The sequence below is a fragment of the Pseudomonas sp. NPDC087697 genome (assembly GCF_044743155.1).
Taxonomy (GTDB): Bacteria; Pseudomonadota; Gammaproteobacteria; order Pseudomonadales; family Pseudomonadaceae; genus Aquipseudomonas.
The window spans coordinates 83,343-103,546 of the sequence record NZ_JBIUVW010000013.1 but is presented as its reverse complement, the minus strand read 5'-3'; the positions used below and the strand labels follow the sequence as shown (position 1 = coordinate 103,546).

Here is a 20,204-nt window from a genome sequence, read left to right as displayed (position 1 = left end):
ATGATTTACGCGAGTAAAGAGACTGGTCTGTTTTATGATTCGGATATAAACCAAAATATTCCAGAGGACGCGGTTGAACTATCGGTTGAACTTCACACCGAACTTATGGCCGGGCAAGGGAACGGTAAAAAGATCAACTTCGATACTGTGCCGCCAACCCTGATAGATCGTCCAGCGCCCTCCCGTGAGCAACTGGCTGAAACCGAGCGTCATTGGCGTGGGACGCAGTTGGCGACAACCGACGGTGTTGTGGCGCGTCACCGTGACGAGCTGGAGGAAGGCTCAGGCACCACATTGACTCCCGCGCAGTACGCCGAACTTCAGGCGTACCGCAGAGCACTGCGCAACTGGCCGGAGGCGGGAGAATTCCCGTTGATTGATCACCGTCCGCCGTCGCCTCTTTGGCTGACTGCTCAGTTCCAATAAACGCCCCGCACTGACGGGGCGTTTTCTTTTCCGCTGCACATAACGCGGCACATCCCTAACAGCCCCGCTTATGCGGGGCTTTTCGCTTCTGGAGATCCTGAAATGGCAGAACGCCAAACGTACACCGTGCTCCTCCCATTCCCCACCGGTGGTGGCCATTGGTCGAGTGTCGGCCAACAGCTCGAGCTGCTCGATGTGGAGGCCAACGCGTTGCGCAGCGCTGGCCGTCTGGAATTGACCAGCGTCCTTGAGGCGCGCCAACAGGCTGAGGCTGCCGAGTCGGCCTCAACTTCCACCCCGGCCCAAATGGCCGCCATCAAGAAGGCTGAATAACCATGGCTGAGGTTTTGAACTTCGAGCACAACGGCATCACCGTCAATGCCACCGAATCCCCCGAGGCCATGGGTGGACTCGGTGACAACGTCATCGGTCTGGTCGGCACGGCACCGAACGCCAACAAGCTGATCCCGAAAAATACCCCGTTCCGTATCAACAGCTTTACCACCCACGCGCAGCTCGATCCGACCGGCGCTGAGGCGGGCACGCTGTATCACGCGGTTTACCAGATCCTGAAAGTGGTCAAGGTGCCGGTCTATGTGGTCATCGTCGAGGAGGGCGCGACCCCGGCCGACACCCTGAACAACGTGATCGGCGGCAACGAAGCGCTGACCGGTCGCAAATTGGGCCTGGCCGCGCTGAGCGGTGTCCCTGAAGACCTGACCATCATCGGTGCCCCGGGCTTTACCGGTACCAAAGCGGTGGCCAGCGAGTTCGCCTCGTTCGGCAAGCGCATCAAGGCCCGTGTGGTGCTTGATGGCAAGGACGCCTCTGTCGCCGATCAAGTGACCTATAGCGGCGAACTGGGCGGCGCTGACCTCGGTTTCGACCGCTGCCTCGTCGTGCACAACATGCCTGCGGTTTACTCCAAAGCGGCGAAGAAAAACGTGTTTCTGGCGCCGTCGAGCCTGGCCATCGCGGCATTGGCCAAGGTCAAGCAATGGGAGAGTCCGGGCAACCAGGTGACCTACGCCGAAGACGTTTCGCGGGTTGTGGAATACAACATCCTCGACACCTCGACCGAGGGCGATCTGCTTAACCGCTACGGCATCAGCTACTACGCACGGACCGTCCTTGGCGGGTTCTCTCTGCTGGGTAACCGCTCCATCACCGGTAAGTTCATCAGCTACGTCGGCCTGGAAGATGCCATCAGCCGCAAGCTGGTCAAGGCCGGTCAGAAGGCCATGGCCAAGAACCTGACCAAGTCGTTCATGGATCAGGAGGTCAAGCGTATCAACGACTGGCTGCAAACCCTGGTCGCCGACGAAACCATCCCCGGCGGCAGCGTGTACCTGCACCCGGAATTGAACAGCGTCGAGAAGTACAAAAACGGCACTTGGTTCATCGTCATCGACTACGGCCGCTACGCGCCGAACGAACACATGGTTTATCAACTCAACGCCCGCGATGAAATCATCGAGCAGTTCCTGGAGGACGTTCTCTAATGTTTACCAACCGCGTAAGACAGGCCATCGCGGCCACCCTGCAAGGCCTGCCGTTGTCGGCGACCGTGGAGGATTTCACCCCGCCGAAGATCGATTTCGAAATGGAACCGATGACTGGCGGGCGCTTTATCGCCGAGGAAATGGCCAAGAGCGGCAAAGTGCTCAACGCCACGTTGAACCTGCAAGGCACTGGCCCGGAAATCATGCTGGCGCTCGGTGTGAAACTGGGTGAAGACATCCTGTTGAATGTCCGCGAAGCCGGTCAGGACCAGGACGGCAATACCTGGTTCACTTACCACACCGTCGGCGGCAAGCTGAAATCCCTGGGCGAGACCAAGCTGAAGATGGGCGACAAACCCATCACTACGCTGGAGCTGTCCTGCCGCACCTACAACCGCTTGGAAAACGGCATCCCGGTGATCGACATCGACGTGCGCACCCAGAAGTTCATGCTCAACGGCGTCGACATTCTTGGCGCCGCTCGCCGCGCCGTATTGCTGCCTTAAACACCGGCAACACCTTCCTGTATCGCCGCCTTCACCCGCTGGTTTTCTGGCTTGCTGTGGGCGGCTTTTTTGTATGACCAAGGAATTTCTTTCATGTCCTGGATGCCTCCTAAACATGTCCTGTTGTCGCCGATTTCCGGTGACGATGAGTCGCAGATCGAGCAGATCCAACTCAAGCCGCTGTTCTATGCCGCACAGAAAGAGGCGCTGGCCCGTGCCGGTGATGACGAGGACGATCAGTTTTTCGAGCTGGCCAAATTGGCCACCGGCCTGTCGATCAAAGAACTGGATCAGCTCAAACGCCCGGACTACGTGAGTATCGCGCAGTACGTGCACGAAATGTCGACCCGCCCGGCGTCGTACTTTCTGCGGCAGGGTACCGAAGCTGACGAAGCATCGGACGATCCCGATCAGGTGCAACTGCTGCAACCGCTCAATGTGGCAGGCCGCAGCATGACTTCGCTGACCCTGGAAATGCCAGTGTTGCGAGCCACCAAGGCGATGAAAAAGCTGAAGACGGCCAAGGAACGCGCCGAGTTCATTACCGCCCACTGCACCGGTCTGATGCTTCCCGATCTGGCTTCGCTGAGCGTGCCCGACTGGACTCAGTTGCAGGTGCGCATCGACGATTTTTTAAACAAACCGGCGGACTTCTTTCGGAACGCGACATCGAAGTAATCCTCGATGTGGTGCCGCTCATTTACCCGGTAAGTGAGGCGGAAATTCTGGAGTGGGACGCTGGCAAGGCATTGCGCCGCTACGACATCGCGATTACTCGCCTTGGCGTGAAACAGGAGTAGAGCGGGATGGCAGAGAGTAAGTATTCGCCGCCCGGTGCGGAGATTAATCGCATTGAGCGACCGCAACTCGGCAGTGCATCTGAAACGCCGGGGCTTGTCGGTTTCACTGATCCCTTGTCGGGGCTGGACCTGGCACTGACCACCGCCAGCCTCGACATCCGTCTGTTGGTGGCGGAGCAGGTCAAGCTTCGTGAAACCCTGGCGTCGTTGAACGTTGCCCTTTCGTCGCAGCAGTCGCTGCTCAAGGCGAATGCTTCGGCGCCAGCGGCAAGCGGTGAGTCAAAGTCAAAGCTCAAGGCTGAGGTTGACCAGCGTGCACCGCCTGACGATTTGAAGCCTGCGATGGCGATGCAGACGGCCATGGTCGACCTTAATCAAAAGTTGCGGCTGAAGCCGGATCAACTTCAGGCGATGTCCGAAGACAACCAGAAGATCGCCGGTGAGAAGCGAGCTTCCCCGAGCATGGCGACAGGTGTGCAACTGGCGCAGGTTCAACTGGCGGCGGTCAACGCAGGCCTGGTCAAAGACGTCAAACCGGAAGACCGACAGCACGTGCTGACGGATTTCGCTCGCGACAGTGCCGTCATGGCCTCGGCGTACAAGATCGACCCCAAGGAGGCTGGCGCAATCATGACCGGCTGGCGTACCTCGTTGGGCCTTGATCGAGAGAAAAGTCTCGAACTGGGCGACGCGGCCAGCCGTCTTGGCGCCAGTGCTGATTTGAATGCCACTGCGGCGGACATCGGTTCGGTAGTGCAGAGCGGCGGCAAGACGAGCCTGGCGGCGGGCATGACGCCCGAGCAAGTGGCTGCAATCGCCGCAGCCTTGCTGAACGCCTCTGTGGGCAAGGACGAAGCCGGGGCCTCGTTGAAAACCTTTGGCACAACGCTGAGCAAGGGCGACAACGCCACGGCAGAGCAGCGAACAGCCTGGGCTCAGCTTGATATCGAACCGGGGGCATTGGCCAGCAGGATGCGCACGGACGCATCGGGGGCGATCAAGGATGTGCTGGCGGCGCTGAAGAGCAAACCTGCCGAGCAACAGACCTCATTGGTCAATACGCTGTTTGAGGGCAATAAGGGCATCGGCAAGTTGTTGGAGACGCCCCAAGACCTGAAAACGGCGTTTACGGTGGCGTCTGACAAGAGCGACGGTGACAAGGGCTCGATGGCGCAAACTGCCGAAGCTCGAGGCAACACCTCGCAAGCGCGTTGGAATGCGCTGGATGCGAGTTTGACCCGTTTTAAAACGGCAGTTACCAGCTCTGTGGCTCCATTTACTGACCTCGCGATGCTCAGCGTCGATTTGCTCGCTACTGGTTTGAGTTCCGCAGCTGAATCACTGCCGAAAGTCACCGCCGCGTTGACCTTGTTCGGTGTGGCGCTCGCGACCCCGTTTCGTGGGGCCATCCTGACCAAAATGGCGTCGGTTGTTTCCTCCACCACCAAAGAGCTTCTGAAACCTGACGCGGCCATCCAGCCACCGGGAAGCGATGAGGTCGGTGCTCAAGACAAGAAAAAAACCAACGACGGCACGCAAGACAAGGGCGACAAACAAGACAAGCAAGACAAACAGAAACCGCAGGGCTCAGGAAAAACCAAAGCCCCGCGTCCCACGATGCGCAGCCGACTGGTCACCTCTTCGACCCGAGCCAAGTCCTTCACCGGCAGGCTGGGCGCACCTCTGGCATTGGCCAGCGCGGGTTACGACGGTATCAAAGCGCTGATGGCCGGCGATTACAAAGCCGCTGCGGGTGCTGCTGGATCGGGCGTCGGCGGACTGGCTGGCGGTTATGCCGGTGCTGCCACCGGCGCGATGATTGGCAGTTTCGTTCCGGTCGTGGGCACTGCGATTGGCGCTTTGGTCGGCGGCCTGGTCGGTTCCTATTTCGGCAGTAAGGGCGGGGAGTCGCTGGGTGAGTCTCTTTACACCGAGGCTGACCGACTCCGCTCGCCGGACCAGATCAGCAAAGACCTGACCAGCGCGCAGGCCGACAACCGACAGATCAACTATTCGCCGGTGATCCAGATCACCGGCGCCGATCCGACGGACTCCGATCGATTGACTGAAAAAATCATGGCGAATCTACACATGCAATTCAACGGCGAGTTTGTGCCGTTGATGATGAACAACCCACTCGCTGTGCGCCGTGACACGGCCCTGACCGACGGAGGTACGTAATGCGCCAGCAAATGGTCCTGGGCAGTTTCATTTTCGGCCTGTCCAGAAACTTCGCTTACAGCACCCTGCAGCGCAAGTCGGACGGTGGCTGGACGAACATCGACATCCTTACCAGTAAACCCAAATCCAGCCAGACCGGCCAAGGCCTGCAAACGCTGACCATCGGCGGCAAGTCGATGTATGCGGTGGCGATGGATCGCCTCGATGAATTGCGTGCTTTGCAGGCGCTGCGCATTCCGTTGCCGCTGGTTGACGGCATTGGCCGCAACTGGGGCCTGTGGCGAATCAACAGTGTGTCGGAGAGCCAGACCTACGTCATTGATGACGGCACGGCGATGGTGATCGATTGGACGATCGAGTTGGCGGAGTACACCAATGCGTAGAGTCAGAAGTATTGCCGGTGATTCGGTGAATCTGTTGCTGTACCGCGAGCTTGAGCGTTGTGACGATGCCGTCGAGGAAGCGCTTTGGCGCCTCAATCCGGGGCTCGCCGAATATGGTCCGGTATTGCCGGCAGGCGTATGGATTGTCCTGCCTGAAGTGGATTCAAAACCTGTTGCACCCACACCGGTTTCGGCCTGGGATTAAGGAGGCAGCATGTCACTGGGATTTACACCGGCGGTGGAGATTTACGGCGCCAACGCGGCGCTGCTTAACGAACGCTTACTCACCTGGCAGCACGTCGACGCGTCAGGGATTGAGTCCGATCAACTGACGCTGACCCTCGATCTGGAAGGGCTCGAAGGGCTGCCGAGTCTAGGTGGGAAAATCGGTTTGCGGGTTGGTTATCTGGAGTCGGGGCTGGTGGATAAAGGCGAGTTCGTCATTACCCGGCGCACGCCGACCTTGTTCCCCCTGCGTCTGGCCCTGGTGGCCACCGCGGCGCCGTTCAGTGCGGCGGATCAGACCGGGTTCAAGCAGCGCCGCTCGGCCAGCCACGGCCCGACGACTCTGGGCGCACTGTTTCGCCAGTTGACCTCCCGGCACGGGTTTTCCCCGCGTGTGGCGCCGGAGCTGGCGCTGATCAAAATCGAACACGTCGACCAGTCCAACGAAACCGATATGGGTTTTCTGACGCGTCTGGCCTACCTGCACGATGCAGTCGCCAAACCGGTCAACGAGTTGTATGTGCTGGCGCGACGGGGTCAGGCGAAATCGCTGTCGGGCAAAGTGTTGCCGCCGGTCAAGCTGTCGGTGACCACCAACAATCGCCCCGGCGACAACGCCTTTATCTCCGCCACGCTGGATGAGACAGCCCGGGCCAAATACCAGGGTTGCAAGACCCGTTGGTGGGACGCGGCGGCCGGCAAAGTGCGTGACGAGGAGAGCGGCATCGCGCCGTTCAAGACCCTTCGCCAGCGCTACCAGAGCGCTGACGATGCCCGGGCCGCCGCTGAAGGCGAGGTGCGCCGGATGATGCGCGAAGCGCTCAAAGTGAAAATCGGTTGCCCCGGAAATCCGGGCCTGGCCGCCGAAGGGATCGTGCTGTTGGACCCCACCTGGCCGGACTTCATGCGCGGTCGCTGGTCAATTGACAAGGTCACCGCCAGCGGCGATCGCAAGACCAGCTATCGCTGCACGATCGAGGCGACCTGCCTGGACGCCAAGGCATAACACCCATCACTTGTGGGAGCGGGCTTGCTCCGGGCGGCGATCCGACGAAGACGGCAGTACATTCAACATCAATGTTGGCTGACCCACCGCTTTCGCGAGCAAGCCCGCTCCCACAGGTTCCATACCTTAACTGACTGCCATTGACGCTTACCCGAACCCGATCGGGCGCTCGATGCCTGGGCCTTAATCGCACCATTCACAAAACTCTGGAGCGCCTTCATGAAGATCACTCCGATCCTCACGCAGCTGCGTGAGCAATGCCCAACCCTGGCCAATCGCGTGGCCGCCGGCATCGACCTCGCCACCCTGCAAGCCAACAACCCGCTACCCACGCCTTGCGCCTACGTCGTTCCCATCGCTGATCTGGCAAGCAAAAGCGTGGCGCAAAACCTGATGCTGCAACCGATCCGCGACCGCTTCGAAGTCACCCTGGTGCTCGACACCACGGACGCTACAAAAGCGCTGGATCTGTTGCACGACCTGCGCGCTGAACTCTGGCGGGCACTGGTGGGTTTCAAGCCCGGTAGCGACTACGGCGCCATCGCCTACGACGGCGGCGAACTGGTTTCCATCAACAGCAGCCGTGTGCTGTACCGCCTGCGCTTTTTCGCCGAATTCCAACTCGGCCGCAATCTGCCCAGTCAGCCTGCGCAGAGCTGGCACGAACGTGAACTGGACGGCTTGTCGTCCTTTACCGGGGTCACCGTGCGGGTCGATGCGATCGACCCGGCGGACCCCAACCTGAAACGTCCGGGGCCTGACGGGCGCCTGGAACTGACTTTCTCTGGAGACGTAAAGCAATGAGCAAACGCATCACTGTGCTGCCGGCCGAAGGCCGTGCCGTGCCCGACCCGGAAGCGGGCGATCTGTTGCCACTAGAGGGCCGTGAAGTACCGGACAACGCCTGGTGGCGTCGACGTTTGGCTGATGGCGATATCACTACCAAAGCCGTGGAAGCGGCAACACCACAGGGAGCCAAATAATGGCGATCGGATTCAGCAACATCCCCGCGGACATTCGTGTTCCGCTGTTCTACGCCGAGATGGACAATTCGGCAGCCAATAGCGCGTCGTCGGCCATGCGCCGGTTGATCGTCGCTCAGGTCAACGACAACGTCACCAGTGCCGATGTCGGCAAACTGGTGCTGGTGTCCAGCGTGTCGCTGGCCAAAAGCATCGGCGGTCAAGGCTCGATGCTGGCCTCGATGTACGAAACCTGGCGCAAGACTGACCCCGTCGGCGAAATCTGGTGCCTGCCGGTGTACAACACCGTTGGTAGCATTGCCAAAGGCGTGCTGACCCTGACCGGCACCGCAACAGAAAGCGGTGTGCTGAACCTGTACGTCGGCGGCGTGCGTGTTCAAGCGGCCGTCGTCAACGCCGCAACAGCGGCTCAGGCGGCGACGGCACTGGCCTTGAAAATCAACGCCAGCGCCGACCTGCCGGTAACCGCCGCTGCGGTTGAGGGCGTGATCACCCTGACCGCCAAATGGACCGGTGACAGCGCCAACGACATCAGCCTGCAATTCAATCGCCTGGGCAAGAGCAACGGCGAAGCCACCCCGGCAGGTCTGACCACCGCCATCACCCCAATGACCGGTGGTGCTGGTGTGCCGGATCAGGTTGCGGCAGTCGCTGCGCTCGGCGATGAACCGTTCGAGTTCATCTGCATGCCGTGGACCGATGCTGCGACCCTCAATACCTGGCAAGCCGTCATGGATGACAGCGTCGGTCGTTGGTCGTGGGCCAAGCAATTGTTCGGTCACGTCTACACCGCCAAACGCGGCACCGTTGGCACCTTGGTAGCCGCCGGTCAAACCCGTAACGACCAGCACATGACCATTCAGGCGCTGGAGTTGGGCGTACCGCAACCGTTCTGGGTTCAGGCTGCCGCACTGGCTGCACGCACCTCGGTGTTCATCTCCGCCGACGCCAGCCGCCCGACCCAAAGCGGCAGCTTGCCGGGTGTCGAACCGGCTCCGGCCAGTGAGCGTTTCACCCTGACCGAGCGCCAGTCGCTGCTCAGCTACGGCATCGCGACGGCGTACTACGAAGGCGGCTACGTGCGCATTCAGCGGGCGATCACCACCTATCAGAAAAACGCTTACGGCCAGGCGGACAACTCCTACCTGGACAGCGAAACCATGCACCAGTCAGCGTTCATCGTGCGTCGCCTGCAAAGCGTGATTACCAGCAAGTACGGTCGCCACAAACTGGCCGCCGATGGCACCCGTTTCGGTGCCGGCCAGCCGATCGTTACCCCGAGCACCATTCGCGGTGAACTGATCGCCCAGTACGCCAAGCTCGAACTGGAAGGCCACGTGGAGAACGCCGAGCTGTTTGCCGAGCACCTGATCGTTGAACGCGACAGCCAGGACCCGAGCCGCGTCAATGTGCTGTTCCCGCCGGATTACATCAACGGTCTGCGGGTGTTCGCACTACTGAACCAATTCCGTTTGCAGTACGAAAACGCGGCCTGAGTGCCGCGTTTCACTGTGTGACTTGTGCCCACTTCGCGTGGGCTTTTTATTGAAGGGAGAAACACCATGGGTCAACTGATTGCGGGCACCTGCTACGTCAAAGTGGACGGCGCTCAACTGACGATCAACGGTGGCTGCGAAGCGCCGCTGATGTCCACCAAACGCGAAACACTGGTGCCGGGTTTCTACAAGGAAACCGACATCACCCCATCGTTCAAAGTCACGGCGCTGCATACCCCGGACTTCCCGCTGAAGCAGCTGATCGCCGGCACCGACATGACCGTCACCTGCGAATTCAGCAACGGCAAAGTCTTCGTGCTGGCCGGTGCCTACCTGGTCGATGCGCCGATCTCCAAGGGCGATGACGCGTCCATCGCGTTGGTCTTCGAAGGTGTGAAGGGGACCTGGCAATGACTCAAGCCGTGAAGCTGCAAGTGGCCATCGAGGCCCACGGCGAGCCACTGACCGAACTGACCCTGCGCCGTCCGACGGTGCAGGAGGTGCGGGCGATCAAGGCGCTGCCGTACAAGATCGACAAGAGCGAAGAAGTCAGCCTGGACATGGATGTCGCGGCCAAATACATCGCGGTCTGCGCCGGCATCCCGCCGTCGTCGGTCAACCAGTTGGACCTGGCTGATCTCAACGCGCTGAGCTGGGCCGTCGCGAGTTTTTTCATGAGTGCGGCATCGGCGCCATCTCCGACCTGATCGCTGTCGCCTATGACCTGGCCTGGTTCTGGAAGGTTGACCCCGAACAGATGATGGCCAGGCCACTGGACGTGCTCCGCGAGTCACTGGAGCACGCGCAACGGATCAATGCGATGCAGCAGGTGCAGTGATGGCAGAGACAGAAAAGATTGAGAAAAAAGCGGTCTTGCTGACAGGCATCGATGAACTGTCACCCAAGCTCGCGGGCCTTCGGGCGAAAGTCGACGGCTTTAAAAACAACCTTGAGCAAGCCGGCCTGGGCAAGCTGGATATCAGCGGCTTGTTCAAGGGCGGCAACGTGGTCACACCCTTTGTCGAAGGCATCAAGTCGGCCGCAGCGTTTCAGGGCAAATTGGCCGAGGTCGGTGAGACGGCAAAAAACCTCGATGTGCCGAGCGTGCCCAAAAGTGCTGCGCAAAACCTGAACGTTTTCAGCGCGTCGATGGACAAGGTATCGGTCGCGGTTGACGCGGCATTGCTGCCGGCAGTCAGCGCGGTGGTGGTCGGTCTTGAACCGTTGCTCAATGGCGTCGGGACGTTGCTCAACGACAACCCGGAGCTGGTCCAGGGAATTGCCGCGGGCGTTATCGCGTTTTCAGCGATTCAAACAGCGGTCACCGCCACCACGCAAGCGCTTGACCTGATGAGCACGGTACTCAAGACCAGCCCGCTGATGCTGATTGCCATGGGCATTGCGTTGGTGGCTGGGGTGATCGTTGCGAACTGGAAGCCGATCTCGGCGTTTTTCGCCGGGCTCTGGCAAGAGATTGCACCGGTGGTCATGCCAATGGTCGAGTTCTTCAAGACGATGTTCGCCTTCACGCCGCTGGGGATGATCATCAATAACTGGGGGCCGATCAGTCAGGTGTTTGCGGCGATCTGGGACGTTATCAAAGCCGTCGCGACGCCGATTGTCGGCTTCTTTCAGGAGCTGTTTTCCTGGACGCCCCAGGGTTTGATCATGGACAGCTGGGGGCCAGTGACTGGATTGTTTTCGGTGATCTGGGACCTGCTCAAGGCGCTGACCGTTCCAGTCATGGACGTGCTGCGCAACCTGTTCAACTGGACGCCTCTTGGGCTGATTATCGCCAACTGGGGAGCGATCACTGAGGTGTTCGCCTCGATCTGGGAAGGCATCAAGAATCAGGCACTGATCGGTTTTGCTGCCTTCAGTGAGTTGTTCTCCTGGTCGCCGCTGGAAGAGATCACCAAGCAGTGGGAGCCGGTGACCGAATGGTTCTCCAAGTGGTGGGAAAAGCTGCAGGGGATCATGGCGCCGATCAAGGAAATGTTCGGCGGCAGTTTCGGTGGCTTCATTGCGAAGATCACCGGCAAGGTCGAAGGCTTGGCCGAGGCGCAACAGAAAACCAACGCCGAGGGCAAAGGTGAACTGGCACCAGCGTTTTTCGGTGCCAGTAGCGATCAATCGTCGCTGTCGAGCGATTTGCCTAAAGGCTCCAACGCCCTGGTGCAACAAAGCGCCGCCAACAACCGCGCGCAACTGGAGGGCGGCCTGACTGTGCGTTTTGAAAACGCCCCGGCCGGTATGCGCACCAATCCGCCGCAAACCAACCAACCGGGTCTGGCCCTGACGTCACAGATCGGCTATCGCTCACTTTCTCTAGGAGGTTCCAATGAGTTGGCGTGATCGTTTGTTGCCGGCGTCGTTTCGCGGCGTCGGATTCTGGGTCGACCAGGCGAAAACCCCGGTCGGCCAGAAAGGTCAGTTGCATGTGTATCCCCAGCGTGACCAGCCGTTCTTCGAGGGCCTTGGCCAGCAGGCGAAGATCCACGACCTGACGGCCTTTATCGTCGGGCCCGATTGCCTGGAGCAGCGTGACAAACTGCTCAAGGCGCTGGAGGAGGGCGCGGGTGAACTGGTTCATCCGTGGCTGGGGCGGATGCAGGTCAAGGTCGGTGAGTGCGAAATGACCCAGACCCGCCAGGACGGCGGGTTGGTGACGTTTGCCCTGAAGTTTTACCCCGACCAGCCACTGCAGTTCCCTACTGCTCAGGTCAACACTCGCATGCAATTGCTGGTGTCGGCTGACAGCCTGTTGGGATCGATGGTGCGCCGCTTCGAAGAGGCCATGAGCCTCATCAAGGCGGCACGGATCGGCATCAAAGAACTGCGCGATAGCCTTAAAGAGGTCTACGAGGTTATCGAGCACGAGTTCAAGCCGCTGATCGAGACTTACAAGGAGCTCAGTCTGCTGGTCAAGGCCATCAAGGAACTGCCCCGTGAAGTGAGCGCGGAGTTCAAGGGTTTACTTGGCGACATCAAGGAGCTCGGGGACTTTGCCCGCGAGGGTTACCGTGGTGTTCTCGCCAACGCTTCACAGCAGGTCGAAGCAGTGAAAAAGATCGACGCTCCCAAGCTCACTACCGGCAAGGACACGGTGGCGGCGGCTCAGGCCATGGCCAATCTGGTGCAGGACGCGTTGTTGGTGAAACTTGGTTATCAGGTGGCGTTGATGCCGGTGGCCACCCCGGTGGTCAAATTGAACTCCACGCCGTCCCTGGCGCAGCAAGCGGTGCAACCGGTGCAACGAGTGGACGTGCCGGTGGCGGACGATGTGCTGACCTTGCGCGACGCCCTCAATGAAGCGATCTGGCAAGCAGCCCTCAAGGCGGACGCTGTGCATTATCAAGCGCTCAATGCGTTGCGCCAGCAACTGTTCGGGCATCTGACGGCGGTGGCATCGTCCGGTGTGCGGCTGATCACCCAGTCTCCCAATCAGAGCATGCCGGCATTGGTGCTCGCCTATCAGTACCTGGGGGATGCCACGCGAGTGGGTGAAGTGACGCAGCGCAACGGTGTAATTCACGTTGGATTCCTGCCTCCGGGCGAGCTGAAAATCGCCCAGGAGTAAGTCATGACCGAACTTGCAAATGCCGTCAGCCTGACCGTTGACGGTCTGGATTATGGCGGCTGGAAAAGCGTTGAAATCAGTGCGGACCTGGAGCGTCAGTTCCGCACCTTCAAACTCAACATCACCTGGCAATGGCCGGGGCAAACCCTGGCGGTGCCGATCAAACCCGGTTCGCGTTGCCAAGTGCGGATCGGTTGCGATCTGGTACTCACCGGTCACGTCTACAAGGCACCGATCAGTTACGACGGCAAGCAGATCAGCCTGAGTATCGAGGGTAGTTCGCTGACCCAGGACCTGGTGGATTGCGCGGCGATCAATCGCCCGAGCCAGTGGCAGGAACAAAGCGTGCTGAGCATCGTCCAGGCCTTGGCATCACCTCATGGCGTGGGCGTGGTCAGTGAAATTCCACAAACCGCCAAGCTGAACAAGCACAGCATCGTCCCGGGAGAAACGGTGTTTCAGTCCATCGACCGCTTGCTGACCCTGTACCGGGTGTTCTCCACCGACGATGCCGAAGGCCGGGTGCTGTTGGCGAAACCGGGCAGTGGCGGGCGGGCCAGTGATGTGCTAGAGCTGGGCAAGAACATTCTCTCGGCCACTGCGCCGATGGATTTCAGCCAGGTGTTTTCCGAATACCGGGTGATCGGCCAACACAAGGGCAGCGACACCAAAAGCGGCAGCGCTGTGAGCGAGGTGTCGGGTGTGGCGACCGATGCCACGACCCAACGCAAACGGGTCACGGTGATCAGCGAAAGCGCGCAACTGACGCCAGAACTGGCGCAGCAACGAGCCGACTGGGAAAGCGCCACCCGCACCGGCAAAGCCCTGACGACGACCTACCGCGTGCAAGGCTGGCGGCAATCCAACGGTGATTTGTGGCGGCACAACACCTTGGTGCGAGTGATCGACAAGGTGTTGGGTTTTGACCAGGACCTATTGATCTCGAAGGTGACTTACTCGCTCTCCGAGCAGGGTTCCATTACCACCCTGCAAGTGGCGCCGCCGCATACCTTCGACGCCAACCCGGTGCCCCCAAAATCCTGAGTTCACATTAATTCGTAGCAGCTGGCGAAGCCTGCGTTCGGCTGCGCAGCAGTCGTGAAATCAGGCGCTGTGGTACTTCAGGTTAATCGTCGATACAGGTTTCACGGCCGCTACGCGCCCGAACGCAGCCTTCGGCAGCTGCTACAGGGTATCGCCATGCCGGGCCTCACCGATATTCAAGGAAAACCCAATGAGCCTACTGACACGCCTCTTGGCGCGCGGCACTGTCGTGCTCGCCAATTCGGCTACCAAGCTGCAATCGCTGCAAATGCGCCTGACCGCTGGCGAAGTGAACGACGACATGGAGCACTTCGAACCCTACGGTTTCACCAGCAACCCGCTGGCCGGTGCCGAGGGTATCGCGACCTTTCTCGGCGGGGATCGCTCTCATGCCGTGGTGCTGGTGGTTGCCGATCGCCGCTATCGCCTCAAGGCGCTGGCACCCGGTGAAGTGGCGATCTACACCGACGAAGGTGACAAGGTCCACTTCAAGCGCGGACGGATCATCGACATCGAAACCACCACGCTGAACATCCGCGCCAGCACCGCCGTGAACATCGACACGCCGACGCTGACCCAGACCGGCAAGATCGTCTCTCAGGGCGACCAGATCGCGGGCGGTATCAGCCAGATCAAACACGTGCACCCGGGCGTCCAGCCGGGTAACGGGCAGACCGCCGCGCCAGCAGGAGGTCAGTGATGTTTATCAGTCGTGACCTCAAGACCGCACTCACTCGCTCGGTGTTGATCAGCCTCTTCACCTGGCGTCGCGCCGCCGACGATGACTTCCTTGATGACGAGGAGCGCTTCGGCTGGTGGGGCGACAGTTTTCCCACGGTGGCCGACGACCGTATCGGCTCGCGGCTGTGGTTGCTGCGCCGGGTCAAGCTGACCCGGCAGACCCAGCTCGACGCCGAATTTTATGCCCGCGAAGCCCTGCAATGGCTGATCGACGATGGCCATTGCAGCGCTATCGAGATCCTCAGCGAACGCCTCGACGACCAGCGCTTGAACCTGCGCACGGTATTGACCCTGGCCGACGGTGAGCGTCTGGACATCAACCCTGAACACAGTTGGCAGGTGACCTATGCCGTTTGAAACGCCTTCGCTGCCGGTGCTGATCAAGCGCACCCAAAGCGACCTGGCCAGCGATTCGCTGCGCCAGTCCGATGCGCAAGTTCTGGCCCGAACCCTCGGTGGTGCAGCCTTTGGCCTGTATGGCTATCTGGACTGGATCGCCGAGCAGATTCTGCCGGACAAAACCGATGAATCCACTCTGGAACGCATCGCCGCGCTACGCCTCAACCAGCCGCGTAAAGCGGCGCAATCTGCCCGCGGCAGCGTTAGCTTCAGCGCCACGGCGGGCGCGGTGCTGGATGTCGACACCCTGCTGCAATCGAGTGACGGTCGCACCTACAAGGTGACCACCGCGCTCACCACTAGCAATGGCCTCAACAGCACCACCATTGCCGCACTGGACGCCGGGTCTCTCGGCAATGCCGATGCGGGCATGACACTGATCCCGGTGCAACCGATCCAGGGCATCGGCGGAGTCTTCAGCGTGCTGGCGCCGGGACTGACCGGTGGCATTGCCCGAGAAAGCGTCGAATCGCTGCGCTCGCGGGTGATTCGCTCGTACCGCATCATCCCTCATGGCGGCTCGGCACAAGACTATGAAACCTGGGCGCTGGAGTGCCCGGGAATCACCCGCGCCTGGTGTCGTGGCAGCTATCTGGGGCCGGGCACGGTCGGTTTGTTCGTCATGCGTGACGACGACCCGCAGCCAGTGCCGGACGCAACGCAATTGGCCTTGGTTCAGGCGTACGTCGAACCTTTGCGGCCGGTTACCGCTGAGTTGCATGTGCTGGCGCCGGTGCGGTTGCCGGTGACCTACAGTCTGCGCCTGACTCCCGACACCAGCGCCGTGCGCGCCGCCGTTGAAGCGCAGTTGCGCGACCTGCACAACCGCGAGGCCGGACTCGGTGAAACCTTGCTGCTGACCCACATCGCCGAAGCCATCAGCAGCGCCACTGGTGAGAGCGATCACAAACTGGTCGCGCCAGCCGCCGACGTTACGGCCGCGAGCAATCAGCTGCTGACGTTCGGAGGTTGCGTATGGCTGCAATAAGAACCGCCGCGCAATACCAGGCCCAACTGCGCAGCCTGCTGCCCAGTGGTCCGGCCTGGGACCCGGAGCAGGCGCCGGAGCTGGAACACGTCCTGGAAGGTGTCTCTCAGGAACTGGCTCGCCTCGACGCCCGCGCCGCCGACCTGCTCAACGAAATGGACCCGGCCGGCGTCAGCGAACTGGTGCCGGACTGGGAGCGGGTCATGAACCTGCCAGACCCGTGTCTGGGCTTGAAGCCACTGTTCGACGACCGCCGTCTTGCTGTACGCCGACGACTGCTTGCAGTTGGCAGTCAAGCCGTTAGCTATTACATCGAAATCGCCCGCACCCAGGGCTACCCGAACGCCACCATCACCGAACTCGAAGCGCCGCGTATGGGGCGCTCGCGTTTCGGTGCGGCGCACTTCGGTACCTGGCAGGCGCAGTTCATGTGGACCCTCAACACCGGCGGCCGCTTGCTGCTGGGCCGGCGATTCGGCGCCAGCTACTGGGGCGAACGCTTTGGCATGAACCCGGGCAATGCCCTGGAATGCCTGATACATCGCAGCGCACCGGCTCATACGCTTGTGCACATCAATTATGACTAGAGGATAGAAAAGTGGATTTTCCTAAAAGGGTGCCCGGAGTTGGGCTGGTGAATGGCAAGTTTGTTGACGAAGACCCGTTGGTAGGTTCACCAGGGTCGTTGATTCCGGCGCAATGGGGTAATGCCGTAACACTTGAGATCCTTGGTGTAATTGAGTCGGTGGGCTGGACTCCTGACGAAGACAACAACGCCCAGTTGCTGGCCGCCACCAATATCATCATCGATCGCGCGATCACCCAGCGGACCGCTTCAACGGTTGTGACAATAGCGGCCTCGCGACAGCTTCTTCCTGCTGAGATGGGATTGGTGCTGATCAACGCTGCGGCGGCAGCAACAACCATTACGCTCCCGGCCGCTAATGCTGATCTGGGAATCAAAGACGTTATTGTTCGCCGCACCGATAACGGCGGTAATCGCTTGGTCATCCAGGCGGCTGGCGCGGACAAGATCAAATTCCACACCCACCTAAATGCCGCCGGTTATTCGTTCCTGGTGCTTATGGGGGCGGGGGATTGGTGGCGTTTACGCAGCGATGGCACCGGAAGCTGGTGGCCGGTGGGTCGCTACGACAGTGCCCCGCTGGGGCGTCCGGTCTTTGAGGGCACCACGCTATTCAACCCAGGTGGATATGGTGCTTTGAATGGTGCCGTGCTCAAACGCGCCGAATGGCCCTGGTTATGGGATCACGCGCAACAGTCGGGGATGCTGACTACCGAAGCTGCGCGGGGCGGGATGGAGGGTGGCTGGACCTCGGGCGATGGCGTCTTGACCTTCCGCGCCCCTGACGGGCGCGGCGAGTTTTTCCGTGCTCTCGATGAGTCGCGCGGGGTGGATGCTGGCCGTGTAGCAGGTAGTCGCCAGAAAGGCACGTTGGTTTCCTATGACGATGCATCCACGGGCTGGTCTATCGATGTGGTCCGCTCGTTTTCGGCGGCGGAAACCGGCGGCGACCTTATAAACGTTGGGGCCGAATATCCAAGTGTAGTGAACTCCTACACCGTTTCCGGCGTGACTAACGGCGGCGTACCGTCGGGGTCAGCCGCTCGCCCGCGCAACATCGCCTATCCGGGCCGAATCAAACTGATCTGAGGCAATTATGTATATTTATTTTGTTGACGCTAGCGGCATATTGAGTAGATCTATCGAGCTACCTATTGTTCCAGGGATGGGGATTCAAATGCCCAGTGACTGTGTTGGTCTCGATGTTGAGCTTTCAATCGCCGAGCCTTGTTATGTGTGGTGTTGGGTCGATGGAAAACCCGTCCAGATCGAGGACCACCGGGGCAGTTACTACAGCATTCAAGACGGTAGTCAGGTTGACTATCTTGAGCTAGGCCCTTTACCTGATTCGTTGACCGCCTTGGCAAGACCCTCACAGTTTTATGTGTGGGTTAACAGTGAGTGGCAGCTTGACGCTGCGGCGCAAACCGAAGCATTGCGAGTACAGGTGCTACAAGCTCGCGACCAAAAGTTGCGTGATGCTGCAACCCGCATTGAGCCATTGCAGGATGCAGTCGATCTTGATGATGCTTCGGCGGGCGAAGTCGCACTATTGAAAAAATGGAAACAGTACCGGGTCGCTTTGAATCGAATTCAAGAGCAGACAAGTTTCCCTGAAAACACAGAATGGCCGGCGACACCGGTTTGATTCATCCGCCTTATTCAATACCCGCCTTGAGCGGGTATTTTTTCGCCTGGAGAAAAGTATGACTGTGACCGAAAGAGACCGCGATGTTCTCGCTCGTACGCTGTGGGGTGAGGCTCGTGGTGAAGGTTTGGCCGGCCAGATCGCGGTGGCCTGGACGATCCGCAACCGTGTGAACGATGGTAAGGCCAACTCGTGGTGGGGCGAGGGCTTCGCCGGCGTGTGCCTGAAGGCCTGGCAGTTCAGTTGCTGGAGCCAGAACGATCCTAACTACGCCTATCTGAGCGGTGCCAAGCCGATTCCGGCCGGGCAGTTCGCCCAGGCACAGAAGGCTGCCGACCAAGTGATCGCCGGTACGGTGCCAGATCCCACCGGCGGCGCCACGCACTACTACGCGACCACCATGCCGAAGGCTCCTGTGTGGGTTCCCGGCGCCAAGCAGACGCTGAAGCTTGGGCACCACGTCTTCTTTAAGAATGTGCCGTGATTACCGTTCCGGGGCGCCTGATCGTCGTCGCTGTACTGCTGGCCATTGTGGCTGGCGGTGCCGCGACACTGGCCTGGCACATTCAGGATTGGCGTTACGGCCGGCAACTGGCGGATCTCGCCAAAACCCAGGCTGAGACGCTGAACCAACTGACCCTGGCGGCCGCAAATCAACAGCGCGCCGAACAGGACAAACGCCTGGCCCTGGAGCAACGGCTCCAGGCCAGCGATCAAACTTACTCGAAGGCCTTGAGCGATGCACAACGTGATCAAGGTCGCCTGCGCGACCGTCTTGCCACTGCTGATCTGCGCCTGTCAGTCCTTGTCGACCCCAGTGATGCCGACACCGGTTCTGGTGTGTCAGCCGCCTCCGGCACCGGCGGCATGGTTCATGGAGCCATACGAGCCCGACTTGACCCGGCGCATGCTCAACGAATTATCGGCATCACCGACGCAGGCGACCGCGGACTGATTGCCTTGCAGGCCTGTCAGGCCTATGTCAGAGCGCTTGCTCACTAACATTTTGATCTATTCCGTGTCTTGCAAGCGTGATTTGCTCGTGTACGGTAGAGCGCATGCCTGCCTGATTTAGGAGAGAGTCGTGAACGAAATCACCCAGCTTGCCGCGCAACTAGGCCGGCGTTTACAGGTTCTCAATGCCCATGTCAGCACAGCCGAGTCCTGCACGGGCGGCGGGATCGCCGAAGCGATCACCCGGATTGCCGGCAGCTCGGCGTGGTTCGAGGCCGGCTATGTCACCTATTCCAATCGCCAGAAGACCCAGCAACTGAATGTACCCGCCGAGTTGTTCGCCCAGGTGGGTGCGGTCAGCCGTGAAGTGGTCGAAGCCATGGTGCGTGGCGCCCAGCACAAGAGCCGCGCGCGTTTTGCCGTGGCGGTCAGCGGCATTGCGGGGCCGGACGGCGGTACGCCGAACAAACCGGTGGGCACGGTCTGGCTGGCCTGGGCTGTCGGGGATGAGTTGTATACCGAGTGCCGACGCTTCCCCGGTAATCGCGACGAGGTCCGCCGACAAACGGTAAAGGCCGCGCTAGAGGGGCTGCTGCAACATGCCGCCGGAGAAATCTCAAATCAGGGGTAGGCGATCCCGAAACGCTGTGGAATAATACTGGCTACTTATACAGGTGTTGGCCGTCAGGCCTTATTGATTACGTGAGGACTTTAATGGACGACAACAAGAAGAAAGCCTTGGCTGCGGCCCTGGGT

26 protein-coding genes are annotated in these 20,204 nt (G+C 60.2%); all 26 read left to right on the top strand.

What is annotated here, in order from left to right; genetic code table 11:
* The 26 genes from ACIPIN_RS12430 to ACIPIN_RS12305 all read left to right on the top strand — a co-directional run bounded on the left by ACIPIN_RS12430 (position 1) and on the right by ACIPIN_RS12305 (position 20,079).
* Positions 1-426, top strand: coding sequence for a phage tail protein (locus ACIPIN_RS12430; RefSeq protein WP_401118899.1), 426 nt, complete (start codon positions 1-3; stop codon positions 424-426).
* 102 nt (positions 427-528) lie between these two features.
* The gene (locus ACIPIN_RS12425) at positions 529-759 is read left to right on the top strand and encodes a hypothetical protein (RefSeq protein WP_401118896.1); all 231 of its coding nucleotides are present in this window, start codon (positions 529-531) and stop codon (positions 757-759) included.
* Positions 760-761: 2 nt separating this feature from the next.
* Entirely contained in the window at positions 762-1,928 is a 1,167-nt protein-coding gene (locus tag ACIPIN_RS12420; RefSeq protein ID WP_401118893.1) for a phage tail protein, read from the top strand.
* The gene (locus tag ACIPIN_RS12415; protein WP_401118890.1) at positions 1,928-2,434 is read left to right on the top strand and encodes a phage major tail tube protein; all 507 of its coding nucleotides are present in this window, start codon (positions 1,928-1,930) and stop codon (positions 2,432-2,434) included. The genes ACIPIN_RS12420 and ACIPIN_RS12415 overlap by 1 nt, the downstream gene beginning before the upstream one ends.
* 93 nt (positions 2,435-2,527) lie before the next feature.
* Positions 2,528-3,112 carry a phage tail assembly protein gene (locus ACIPIN_RS12410; protein WP_401118888.1) on the top strand — a complete coding sequence of 195 codons (585 nt, stop codon included), beginning with the start codon at positions 2,528-2,530 and terminating at the stop codon, positions 3,110-3,112.
* Positions 3,113-3,240: 128 nt separating this feature from the next.
* On the top strand, positions 3,241-5,415 hold the full coding sequence (locus ACIPIN_RS12405) for a phage tail tape measure protein (RefSeq protein ID WP_401118885.1): 2,175 nt from the start codon (positions 3,241-3,243) through the stop codon (positions 5,413-5,415).
* The gene (locus tag ACIPIN_RS12400; protein ID WP_401118882.1) at positions 5,415-5,798 is read left to right on the top strand and encodes a phage tail protein; all 384 of its coding nucleotides are present in this window, start codon (positions 5,415-5,417) and stop codon (positions 5,796-5,798) included. Before ACIPIN_RS12405 ends, ACIPIN_RS12400 begins: the two co-directional genes overlap by 1 nt.
* Positions 5,791-6,003, top strand: coding sequence for a tail protein X (locus ACIPIN_RS12395; protein WP_401118880.1), 213 nt, complete (start codon positions 5,791-5,793; stop codon positions 6,001-6,003). Before ACIPIN_RS12400 ends, ACIPIN_RS12395 begins: the two co-directional genes overlap by 8 nt.
* Positions 6,004-6,012: 9 nt before the next feature.
* On the top strand, positions 6,013-7,029 hold the full coding sequence (locus ACIPIN_RS12390; RefSeq protein WP_401118878.1) for a phage late control D family protein: 1,017 nt from the start codon (positions 6,013-6,015) through the stop codon (positions 7,027-7,029).
* Positions 7,030-7,248: 219 nt separating this feature from the next.
* Positions 7,249-7,833 carry a hypothetical protein gene (locus tag ACIPIN_RS12385; RefSeq protein ID WP_401118875.1) on the top strand — a complete coding sequence of 195 codons (585 nt, stop codon included), beginning with the start codon at positions 7,249-7,251 and terminating at the stop codon, positions 7,831-7,833.
* On the top strand, positions 7,830-8,012 hold the full coding sequence (locus tag ACIPIN_RS12380) for a DUF2635 domain-containing protein (RefSeq protein ID WP_054595951.1): 183 nt from the start codon (positions 7,830-7,832) through the stop codon (positions 8,010-8,012). The genes ACIPIN_RS12385 and ACIPIN_RS12380 overlap by 4 nt, the downstream gene beginning before the upstream one ends.
* Complete coding sequence (locus ACIPIN_RS12375; protein WP_401118873.1) at positions 8,012-9,508, top strand: phage tail sheath subtilisin-like domain-containing protein; 1,497 nt, start codon at positions 8,012-8,014, stop codon at positions 9,506-9,508. The genes ACIPIN_RS12380 and ACIPIN_RS12375 overlap by 1 nt, the downstream gene beginning before the upstream one ends.
* Positions 9,509-9,574: 66 nt before the next feature.
* A complete protein-coding gene (locus tag ACIPIN_RS12370) occupies positions 9,575-9,922 on the top strand; it encodes a phage tail tube protein (protein WP_054595953.1) in 348 nt (115 codons plus the stop codon).
* Positions 9,919-10,215: a phage tail assembly protein gene (locus tag ACIPIN_RS12365; protein ID WP_054595954.1), complete on the top strand. Its 297-nt coding sequence runs from the start codon at positions 9,919-9,921 to the stop codon at positions 10,213-10,215. Before ACIPIN_RS12370 ends, ACIPIN_RS12365 begins: the two co-directional genes overlap by 4 nt.
* A 130-nt stretch (positions 10,216-10,345) precedes the next feature.
* Positions 10,346-11,863 carry a phage tail protein gene (locus ACIPIN_RS12360; protein ID WP_401118869.1) on the top strand — a complete coding sequence of 506 codons (1,518 nt, stop codon included), beginning with the start codon at positions 10,346-10,348 and terminating at the stop codon, positions 11,861-11,863.
* Positions 11,850-13,088 carry a DNA circularization protein gene (locus ACIPIN_RS12355; RefSeq protein WP_401118867.1) on the top strand — a complete coding sequence of 413 codons (1,239 nt, stop codon included), beginning with the start codon at positions 11,850-11,852 and terminating at the stop codon, positions 13,086-13,088. The genes ACIPIN_RS12360 and ACIPIN_RS12355 overlap by 14 nt, the downstream gene beginning before the upstream one ends.
* A 3-nt stretch (positions 13,089-13,091) precedes the next feature.
* Entirely contained in the window at positions 13,092-14,132 is a 1,041-nt protein-coding gene (locus ACIPIN_RS12350; protein WP_401118864.1) for a phage baseplate assembly protein, read from the top strand.
* A gap of 190 nt (positions 14,133-14,322) precedes the next feature.
* Positions 14,323-14,832 carry a phage baseplate assembly protein V gene (locus tag ACIPIN_RS12345; protein WP_262114403.1) on the top strand — a complete coding sequence of 170 codons (510 nt, stop codon included), beginning with the start codon at positions 14,323-14,325 and terminating at the stop codon, positions 14,830-14,832.
* Entirely contained in the window at positions 14,832-15,230 is a 399-nt protein-coding gene (locus ACIPIN_RS12340) for a phage GP46 family protein (RefSeq protein WP_401118861.1), read from the top strand. Before ACIPIN_RS12345 ends, ACIPIN_RS12340 begins: the two co-directional genes overlap by 1 nt.
* Positions 15,220-16,260: a baseplate J/gp47 family protein gene (locus ACIPIN_RS12335; RefSeq protein WP_401118858.1), complete on the top strand. Its 1,041-nt coding sequence runs from the start codon at positions 15,220-15,222 to the stop codon at positions 16,258-16,260. The genes ACIPIN_RS12340 and ACIPIN_RS12335 overlap by 11 nt, the downstream gene beginning before the upstream one ends.
* A complete protein-coding gene (locus ACIPIN_RS12330; RefSeq protein ID WP_401118856.1) occupies positions 16,248-16,847 on the top strand; it encodes a YmfQ family protein in 600 nt (199 codons plus the stop codon). The genes ACIPIN_RS12335 and ACIPIN_RS12330 overlap by 13 nt, the downstream gene beginning before the upstream one ends.
* A gap of 11 nt (positions 16,848-16,858) precedes the next feature.
* Entirely contained in the window at positions 16,859-17,935 is a 1,077-nt protein-coding gene (locus ACIPIN_RS12325; protein WP_401118854.1) for a phage tail protein, read from the top strand.
* A gap of 7 nt (positions 17,936-17,942) precedes the next feature.
* Positions 17,943-18,494: a tail fiber assembly protein gene (locus tag ACIPIN_RS12320; protein ID WP_401118851.1), complete on the top strand. Its 552-nt coding sequence runs from the start codon at positions 17,943-17,945 to the stop codon at positions 18,492-18,494.
* Positions 18,495-18,552: 58 nt separating this feature from the next.
* Positions 18,553-18,978 carry a cell wall hydrolase gene (locus tag ACIPIN_RS12315; protein ID WP_401118848.1) on the top strand — a complete coding sequence of 142 codons (426 nt, stop codon included), beginning with the start codon at positions 18,553-18,555 and terminating at the stop codon, positions 18,976-18,978.
* Positions 18,975-19,496 carry a lysis protein gene (locus tag ACIPIN_RS12310; RefSeq protein ID WP_401118846.1) on the top strand — a complete coding sequence of 174 codons (522 nt, stop codon included), beginning with the start codon at positions 18,975-18,977 and terminating at the stop codon, positions 19,494-19,496. The genes ACIPIN_RS12315 and ACIPIN_RS12310 overlap by 4 nt, the downstream gene beginning before the upstream one ends.
* Before the next feature lie 82 nt (positions 19,497-19,578).
* Positions 19,579-20,079: a CinA family protein gene (locus tag ACIPIN_RS12305; RefSeq protein WP_401118844.1), complete on the top strand. Its 501-nt coding sequence runs from the start codon at positions 19,579-19,581 to the stop codon at positions 20,077-20,079.
* The last annotated feature ends 125 nt before the right edge of the window (positions 20,080-20,204 follow it).

Excerpts from the sequence above, each read along its gene's own strand:
- ACIPIN_RS12430 (WP_401118899.1), top strand. The coding sequence starts at position 1 with ATGATTTACGCGAGTAAAGAGACTGGTCTGTTTTATGATTCGGATATA.
- ACIPIN_RS12425 (WP_401118896.1), top strand. The coding sequence starts at position 529 with ATGGCAGAACGCCAAACGTACACCGTGCTCCTCCCATTCCCCACCGGT.
- ACIPIN_RS12420 (WP_401118893.1), top strand. The coding sequence starts at position 762 with ATGGCTGAGGTTTTGAACTTCGAGCACAACGGCATCACCGTCAATGCC.
- ACIPIN_RS12415 (WP_401118890.1), top strand. The coding sequence starts at position 1,928 with ATGTTTACCAACCGCGTAAGACAGGCCATCGCGGCCACCCTGCAAGGC.
- ACIPIN_RS12410 (WP_401118888.1), top strand. The coding sequence starts at position 2,528 with ATGTCCTGGATGCCTCCTAAACATGTCCTGTTGTCGCCGATTTCCGGT.
- ACIPIN_RS12405 (WP_401118885.1), top strand. The coding sequence starts at position 3,241 with ATGGCAGAGAGTAAGTATTCGCCGCCCGGTGCGGAGATTAATCGCATT.
- ACIPIN_RS12400 (WP_401118882.1), top strand. The coding sequence starts at position 5,415 with ATGCGCCAGCAAATGGTCCTGGGCAGTTTCATTTTCGGCCTGTCCAGA.
- ACIPIN_RS12395 (WP_401118880.1), top strand. The coding sequence starts at position 5,791 with ATGCGTAGAGTCAGAAGTATTGCCGGTGATTCGGTGAATCTGTTGCTG.
- ACIPIN_RS12390 (WP_401118878.1), top strand. The coding sequence starts at position 6,013 with ATGTCACTGGGATTTACACCGGCGGTGGAGATTTACGGCGCCAACGCG.
- ACIPIN_RS12385 (WP_401118875.1), top strand. The coding sequence starts at position 7,249 with ATGAAGATCACTCCGATCCTCACGCAGCTGCGTGAGCAATGCCCAACC.
- ACIPIN_RS12380 (WP_054595951.1), top strand. The coding sequence starts at position 7,830 with ATGAGCAAACGCATCACTGTGCTGCCGGCCGAAGGCCGTGCCGTGCCC.
- ACIPIN_RS12375 (WP_401118873.1), top strand. The coding sequence starts at position 8,012 with ATGGCGATCGGATTCAGCAACATCCCCGCGGACATTCGTGTTCCGCTG.
- ACIPIN_RS12370 (WP_054595953.1), top strand. The coding sequence starts at position 9,575 with ATGGGTCAACTGATTGCGGGCACCTGCTACGTCAAAGTGGACGGCGCT.
- ACIPIN_RS12365 (WP_054595954.1), top strand. The coding sequence starts at position 9,919 with ATGACTCAAGCCGTGAAGCTGCAAGTGGCCATCGAGGCCCACGGCGAG.
- ACIPIN_RS12360 (WP_401118869.1), top strand. The coding sequence starts at position 10,346 with ATGGCAGAGACAGAAAAGATTGAGAAAAAAGCGGTCTTGCTGACAGGC.
- ACIPIN_RS12355 (WP_401118867.1), top strand. The coding sequence starts at position 11,850 with ATGAGTTGGCGTGATCGTTTGTTGCCGGCGTCGTTTCGCGGCGTCGGA.
- ACIPIN_RS12350 (WP_401118864.1), top strand. The coding sequence starts at position 13,092 with ATGACCGAACTTGCAAATGCCGTCAGCCTGACCGTTGACGGTCTGGAT.
- ACIPIN_RS12345 (WP_262114403.1), top strand. The coding sequence starts at position 14,323 with ATGAGCCTACTGACACGCCTCTTGGCGCGCGGCACTGTCGTGCTCGCC.
- ACIPIN_RS12340 (WP_401118861.1), top strand. The coding sequence starts at position 14,832 with ATGTTTATCAGTCGTGACCTCAAGACCGCACTCACTCGCTCGGTGTTG.
- ACIPIN_RS12335 (WP_401118858.1), top strand. The coding sequence starts at position 15,220 with ATGCCGTTTGAAACGCCTTCGCTGCCGGTGCTGATCAAGCGCACCCAA.
- ACIPIN_RS12330 (WP_401118856.1), top strand. The coding sequence starts at position 16,248 with ATGGCTGCAATAAGAACCGCCGCGCAATACCAGGCCCAACTGCGCAGC.
- ACIPIN_RS12320 (WP_401118851.1), top strand. The coding sequence starts at position 17,943 with ATGTATATTTATTTTGTTGACGCTAGCGGCATATTGAGTAGATCTATC.
- ACIPIN_RS12315 (WP_401118848.1), top strand. The coding sequence starts at position 18,553 with ATGACTGTGACCGAAAGAGACCGCGATGTTCTCGCTCGTACGCTGTGG.